We start from the raw sequence: 6,000 nt of genomic DNA, 5'->3' as shown, positions 1-6,000 counted from the left end.
GCCATCGAGGACCTCATGCCCTGGCGCTTCAACCAGCCGTCAAGCATCGCCGCATAGGGCAACGACCTCGCGCTTACCTTAAAACGAACGCCGAAGTCAAAACGACCTGACAGCGGGCAGCGGAAACTGCAGGTCGTCTGCGCGCACGGCACCAAGGAATTGGCGCGGCTGAGTCCTGCTGATCCCGGCGTCAAACCAGTGCTGCGCCTCGGTGCGCCCGTCGTCGTCCAGCAGTGCCGGACTCAGATACCCGTCTGCGTCGATGTAGATCTTGGGCCGGCCACGGCATCTGAGACTCACAAAATGCTGAAGGCGATGCGTATCCGGATCTCGGCAGCCTGGCGGCTCGGGTTCCTCGAGGCGATACGCTTCCCGAACACTTGACGCAGCGCATGTTTGTCTCGACCCTTCACGTGCCTATTTATTACTCAATAGGGTGCCGATCTCCATGAGACCAGCAGAGGAGCGAAGCGGGACTGGGAGCGGCGATGCTGTTGGCAAACCGTCAAGTTTGACTCGGCGACAGGCGGGACAATTCATCGCTCCGCCCCGCTCGCTGGAGCGCCGCTTAGTCTGTCGCGGACGGCCGCGATCGCCTCAATCTCGATCATGACCCTGGGGTCATAGAGCGCCCGGACTTCGGCGATCGTGTCGGCGGGATAGGGCTCCTGGAAGAACTTCCTGCGCATTTCGACAACCTCCCCGAAGTTGCCCATGTCGGTGACGAAGATCGTCACCTTGATGATGTCCCGAAGACTCGACCCGCCGGCCTCCAGCGCCCGTTGCAGGTTCGCGAATGCCTGCTCAGCTTGCTCGCGGAAGCCGCCCTCGACGATTTTGCCGTCTTCGCCGGCGCCTGGCCGGACACGAACAGCAGGTTGCCGAACCTGATCCCCTGCGACAGCAGGAAGGGAGCGTAGTTGTCAGGGGTGGTGTGGACGCGTTCGAGTTTCACGATCTTCTCCTTCGTCGCCTATTTGGGTGAAGCTGGCTTCACCGCTGTTCTGGCCCATGACCGGAAAATGCGGCTTGTCGCGCTGATCGACAAACTCCAAATTGTCACCTGACAGATGAACAGGGATCATGTGTGCGGCGACGGCTACCCCCCTTCTCGGCTTTGCGAGCCTTCGAGGCGGCTGCGAGGCACGGCAGCTTCAAGCAGGCGGCAGCCGAGCTTGCCGTCACGCCTACAGCCATCAGCCACCAGGTCCGTTCGCTGGAGGACCACGCCGGCCTCCCGCTGTTCGAGCGGCGGACCCGCAAGGTCGTGCTGACGGACGCAGGCGCCCAGCTCTATCCGGTGCTGCGCAGCGGCTTCGATGCTTTCGCGGACGAGATGGAACGGCTCACCCGGCGCAGCAGCCGCCATGGGGTAACGATCTCGGCGACGATCGCCTTCACGGCTCGTTGGCTGGTGCCGCGCGTTACCGCGTTCCGCACGCTCCACCCGCAGATCGACCTCCATCTCCATGCTTCTGACGACGTGGTGGACATGGGCTCAGGCGGCGTCGACATCGCCATTCGCTATGGCGCTGGACCCTATCCCGGCTTCGCCGTCACGCCCTTGTTCGCTGATCGCTTCGCGCCCGTGTTCAACCCGATCCTCGGAACCGTCACCGCGGAAAGCCTGGGTGAGCAGCCGCTTATCGATTTCGCGTGGCGGCGCCGCGATCCGGACAACCCGACTTGGTCGCGCTGGTTCGCGCAAGCCGGCATGCCGCAGCCCATCGACCCGCCCCTGCTGCACTTCTCTGAGGAAAGCCACGCGATCCAGGCCGCCGTCGCGGGGCAGGGCATCGCGCTCGTCAGCCTGGCGCTGGTCAGGGACGAGCTTGCGGCGGGGCAACTGGTGCAGCCATTCGGGCCGATGATCGCGGGCTTCCGCCATCACCTCCTCACGCGGGAGGCCGACGCCAATTCACCAATTAGCGCCGTTCGCCGCTGGTTGATCTTGGAGGCGGAATCGGCTGGGTAGCACCACCGCGACCACCTTGCGGGTTTTACTCGACCGGCTCGGACGCCAAAATAAGCACCGCGACCATTATCTGCGCAAGCAGGGGCTCGGCGCTTCGTAACCAGGAACTACAGCCGGCAGCAGGCGGTTGCCGTCATGGTCGGCGTGCTGCTCGATCCGGAAAGGTAAGTCGTGCCACCGATCCGCAATGCGCTGGCTGAAACGGCATCGACAACCCTCCTGCGCCTGCGGCCGACTGCCGCGGGTGAGCCCTACGTGCGACCGTCTTCACTCTTCACAGCCGCAGACTTCGACATGGAACATGATCGCAAACCGCCGCGCGCGCCTAGCTGCGGAGCCATCCGGGTGTCGCACCTCTTCTTCGCCTTCGGTCATCCGACCCGCACCTTGAAACCGAAAAAGCCAAAAGCAACCGCCTGACCTTCCACCAGCGCAAAGACCTCGCTGGCTCCGGCAGTTCGGCGGTGGGCTGCCTGAGCGTACGACCGATGGAGATAATGCGCCCCTCAGCAGCAGCACCGTTCCGACCGGGAGCGTCACTGTGCCGATCGACAGGTTGACGATGATGACGATGCCGAAATGCACCGGGTCGATGCCGAAATGCGCCAGCACCGGCTTGAGCAGGGGTACCGGCACAATCATCAACGTCGTGCCCTCGACGATCGTGCGCAAGACCAGCAGCATCACATTCACCGCACCGAGGAAGGCATCTGTGTTTTTGGTCAGCCCCGTGATCAATACCGCCATGGCGATACCGGCGCGCTGGTTCGAGAAGATACAGACGAGCCCTAAGATCGTTATGATGACGAGGAGGATCGCGGCCGTCTGCCGCGCAGTGTCGCCGAGCGCGCGGGCCTTGTCTCCGAAGGTCGTATCGCGACAGAGGAGGAAACCATGATCAGCGTCTGGATTGCGATGGTCCGGCCTCGGTCGGGGTGACGATGCCTGTGCGGATGCCGCCGACGATCACCATGACCAGCGCCAGCGGGGAACCGGGAGCGCGCGTGCGACCGCGCCAGACCGGCGCGGCTGGCGATGCTCGCGGTTGGCTCAGCAGCGTCGTCCCTTCGTGGGCGGCTCCGGATCAGGATGGCTGCGCCCCCGGGATGGCGCGGTCCAGATGGGTGTACCCGCCATCGGGGAAGAGCCACTGCCCGGTGGTATGGCTCGCGCGATCCGACAACAGGAAGGCGCAGGTGTCCGCAATCTCACGCGCGGTCGTCATCCGGGCCCCCAGCGGGATCCGGGCGGTGATGTCGCGCAGCTTGGCCTCCGGGTCGGGCAGTGTGTCCAGCCAGCGGCGATAGAGCGGCGTCATCACCTCAGCTACGACCATGGCATTAACGCGCACCCCGTCGGGCAGGAAGTCGACCGCCCATTCCCGCGTCAGTCCCAACTCGGCCGCCTTGGCCGCGACATAGGCCGAGGTGCCCCCCTGACCTGTCAGCGCGGTCTTCGAACTGATGTTCACGATAGCGCCACGGCTGGCGCGCAGGTCGGCGGCCAGCAGGTGCACCATCGTGTAATAATGCACGAGATTGCGGTCCAGGCTGACGCGGAACGCCTCCGGCCCGGCCTCCAGCCCAACCCCGTCATTGGCGCCCGCGTTGTTCACCAAGCCGTGGATGGTGCCATGACGGCTCCGGATCGTCTCCACCGCGGCGCGGCAGGCGGCGTCGTCGGACAGTTCCGCCTGCACGAAGTCCGCCCCCGTCTTCGCCTGCCAGCCCGCGTCCGGCGCGCTGCGCGACAGGATCACCGGCTGCGCGCCCTCGTCGGCCAGCACCTCGGTGATGGCCGCCCCAATGCCCGATCCGCCGCCGGTGACGACGACGACCCTACCCGTCAGGTGAAGGTCCATGGCCTATCCCCCGAACCGGTATTTCTCGAGGCTATCGGGCTTCATCTCGATCGAGAAGCCGGGCATGTGCGGGGGCATGTAGGCCGCGTTTCCGATGCGGACCGGGTCGATGAAATGCTCGTGCAGGTGATCGACGTATTCGATCACCCGGCCTTCGCGCGTACCGGCGATGCACAGAAAGTCGATCATCGACATGTGCTGGACATATTCACACAGACCCACGCCGCCCGCATGCGGGCAGACCTTCAGTCCGTTTCTTGCGGCCATGAGCATCACCGCCAATACCTCGTTCAGCCCGCCCAGCCTGCACGAGTCGATCTGGACCACATCGATGGCCCCCTCCATGATGAACTGCTTGAACATGATGCGGTTCTGGCACATCTCGCCGGTCGCGACCTGCACCGGAAGCACACCCTCGCGGATCTTGCGATGGCCGGCGACATCGTCGGGGCTGGTCGGCTCCTCGATGAACCACGGATTTACGAAGGCGAGCTTCTTCACCCATTCGATGGCCTGATACACCTCCCACACCTGGTTGGCGTCGATCATCAGGTTGACGTCGGGGCCGACCGTCTCGCGGGCGATGGTCAGGCGGCGGATGTCATCGTCCAGATCGCGACCGACCTTCATCTTGATGTAGTTGAAGCCCGCATCCACTGCCTCACGGCAGAGCCGGCGCAGCTTCTCGTCGTCATAGCCGAGCCAGCCCGCGCTGGTGGTGTAGCAGGGATAACCCTCGCGCTCGAGGGTCGCGATGCGGTCCGCCTTGCCCTCGGCCTGCTGCGTCAGGAACTCCAGCGCCCATTCGGGCGTGATGCAGTCGGTCAGATAGCGGAAGTCGATCAGACGCACGATCTCGTCGGGCGTCATGTCGGCCACCAGCCGCCAGACCGGCTTGCCTTCCATCTTCGCCCACAGGTCCCAGACCGCGTTCACCACGGCGCCGGTGGCCAGATGGATCGCGCCCTTGTCCGGTCCGATCCAGCGCAGCTGGCTGTCGCCCGTGATATGGCGCCAGAAGCCGCCCATGTCCGCTGTTACCCAGTCCATGTCGAGGCCCACGACCAGCGGGCGCAGCGCCTCGATCGCGGCCACGCAGATCTCGTTCCCGCGCCCGATGGTGAAGGTCAGGCCGTGGCCCTGATGCGGGCCGTCGGTTTCCAGGATGACATAGGCCGCCGAGTAGTCCGGGTCGGGATTCATCGCGTCAGAGCCATCCAGCGCCTGGCTGGTGGGGAAGCGCACGTCGAGCGTGCGCAGGCCGGTGATCCTCGTCATGCCTTCACCACCTTCTGCGTCTGCTCGCCCAAGCCCTCGATTCCCAGGCGCATGACCTCGCCGCCCTTCAGATAGACCGGCGGCTTCTGCCCCAGTCCCACGCCGGGCGGCGTGCCGGTCGAGATCACGTCGCCCGGTTGCAGCGACAGGAAGCGCGACAGATAGGCGATGATCTGCGGCACCTTGAAGATCATCGTCGCGGTCGAGCCGTCCTGATAGCGGTGGCCATCCACTTCGAGCCACATTTTCAGGTCGTTGACGTCGCCCGCCTCGTCGGGCGTGACCAGCCAGGGACCGATGGGGCCGTGCGTGTCGTGGCCCTTGCCCTTGTCCCAGGTGCCGCCGCGCTCGATCTGCCACTCGCGCTCGCTGACATCGTTGACGACGCAGTAGCCCGCAATGTGGGATGCCGCCTCGGCCTCCTCGATGTAGCGGCCGCCCTTGCCGATCACGACGCCCAGTTCGACCTCCCAGTCGGTCTTGACCGAGCCGCGGGGGATTTCCACGTTGTCGTCCGGCCCGCAGATGGCGCTGGTCCATTTGGCGAAGACCACCGGTTCCTTCGGGATCTCGGCGCCGGTCTCGGCGGCGTGGTCGGCATAGTTCAGGCCGATGCAGATGAACTTGCCCACGCCCCCCACGCAGGGGCCGATCCGCGGCGCGCCGTCGACCTGCGGCAGCGAAGCCGCGTCCAACGCCGCGAGCCGCGCGATGCCCTCGGGCGTCAGCGCCTCGCCCGCGATGTCGTCCACGTGGGCCGACAGGTCGCGGATGCGGCCCTCGGCGTCCAGCAGCCCCGGTTTTTCCTGGCCCACCGGGCCAAAGCGCACAAGTTTCATGTGTCCTCCGTTGGTTCGGCCCGGGCACCTCGCGCGCCCGGACCGGT

General features: G+C 65.4%; 6 protein-coding genes and 1 pseudogene. 2 read left to right on the top strand and 5 right to left on the bottom strand.

The genetic code is table 11. From position 1 onward, the window contains the following. Nucleotides 1–536: 536 nt before the first annotated feature. Complete coding sequence (locus tag FNF32_RS07480) at nt 537–836, bottom strand: RidA family protein (RefSeq protein ID WP_221930679.1); 300 nt, start codon at nt 834–836, stop codon at nt 537–539. Nucleotides 837–920: 84 nt separating this feature from the next. Between FNF32_RS07480 and FNF32_RS15290 the strand changes: the two genes are divergently transcribed. Together FNF32_RS15290 and FNF32_RS07475 are read left to right on the top strand one after the other, a co-directional pair. Next, complete coding sequence (locus tag FNF32_RS15290) at nt 921–1,067, top strand: hypothetical protein (RefSeq protein WP_185961891.1); 147 nt, start codon at nt 921–923, stop codon at nt 1,065–1,067. A 50-nt stretch (nt 1,068–1,117) separates the two neighbouring features. After that, nucleotides 1,118–1,975 (top strand): LysR substrate-binding domain-containing protein, encoded by an 858-nt coding sequence (locus FNF32_RS07475; RefSeq protein ID WP_221930674.1) that lies wholly within the window; start codon nt 1,118–1,120, stop codon nt 1,973–1,975. Nucleotides 1,976–2,242: 267 nt separating this feature from the next. On the opposite strand, the pseudogene FNF32_RS15595 reads toward FNF32_RS07475, so the two are convergent. The 4 genes and pseudogenes from FNF32_RS15595 to FNF32_RS07455 form a co-directional block, all read right to left on the bottom strand. Further along, nucleotides 2,243–2,797, bottom strand: a pseudogene (locus tag FNF32_RS15595) (TRAP transporter large permease subunit); the annotation flags it as partial. Nucleotides 2,798–3,059: 262 nt separating this feature from the next. After that, complete coding sequence (locus tag FNF32_RS07465; protein WP_131672707.1) at nt 3,060–3,836, bottom strand: L-fucose dehydrogenase; 777 nt, start codon at nt 3,834–3,836, stop codon at nt 3,060–3,062. A 3-nt stretch (nt 3,837–3,839) separates the two neighbouring features. Next, nucleotides 3,840–5,114 (bottom strand): L-fuconate dehydratase, encoded by a 1,275-nt coding sequence (locus tag FNF32_RS07460; RefSeq protein WP_131672706.1) that lies wholly within the window; start codon nt 5,112–5,114, stop codon nt 3,840–3,842. Then, complete coding sequence (locus tag FNF32_RS07455) at nt 5,111–5,953, bottom strand: ureidoglycolate lyase (RefSeq protein ID WP_131672705.1); 843 nt, start codon at nt 5,951–5,953, stop codon at nt 5,111–5,113. The genes FNF32_RS07460 and FNF32_RS07455 overlap by 4 nt, the downstream gene beginning before the upstream one ends. Nucleotides 5,954–6,000: the final 47 nt, after the last annotated feature.

The organism is Paracoccus marinus, assembly GCF_007018965.1.
Classification (GTDB): Bacteria; Pseudomonadota; Alphaproteobacteria; order Rhodobacterales; family Rhodobacteraceae; genus Paracoccus; species Paracoccus marinus.
This window is presented reverse-complemented; position numbering and strand designations above follow the sequence as displayed.

Excerpts from the sequence above, each read along its gene's own strand:
- FNF32_RS07465 (WP_131672707.1), bottom strand. The coding sequence starts at position 3,836 with ATGGACCTTCACCTGACGGGTAGGGTCGTCGTCGTCACCGGCGGCGGA.
- FNF32_RS07455 (WP_131672705.1), bottom strand. The coding sequence starts at position 5,953 with ATGAAACTTGTGCGCTTTGGCCCGGTGGGCCAGGAAAAACCGGGGCTG.
- FNF32_RS07460 (WP_131672706.1), bottom strand. The coding sequence starts at position 5,114 with ATGACGAGGATCACCGGCCTGCGCACGCTCGACGTGCGCTTCCCCACC.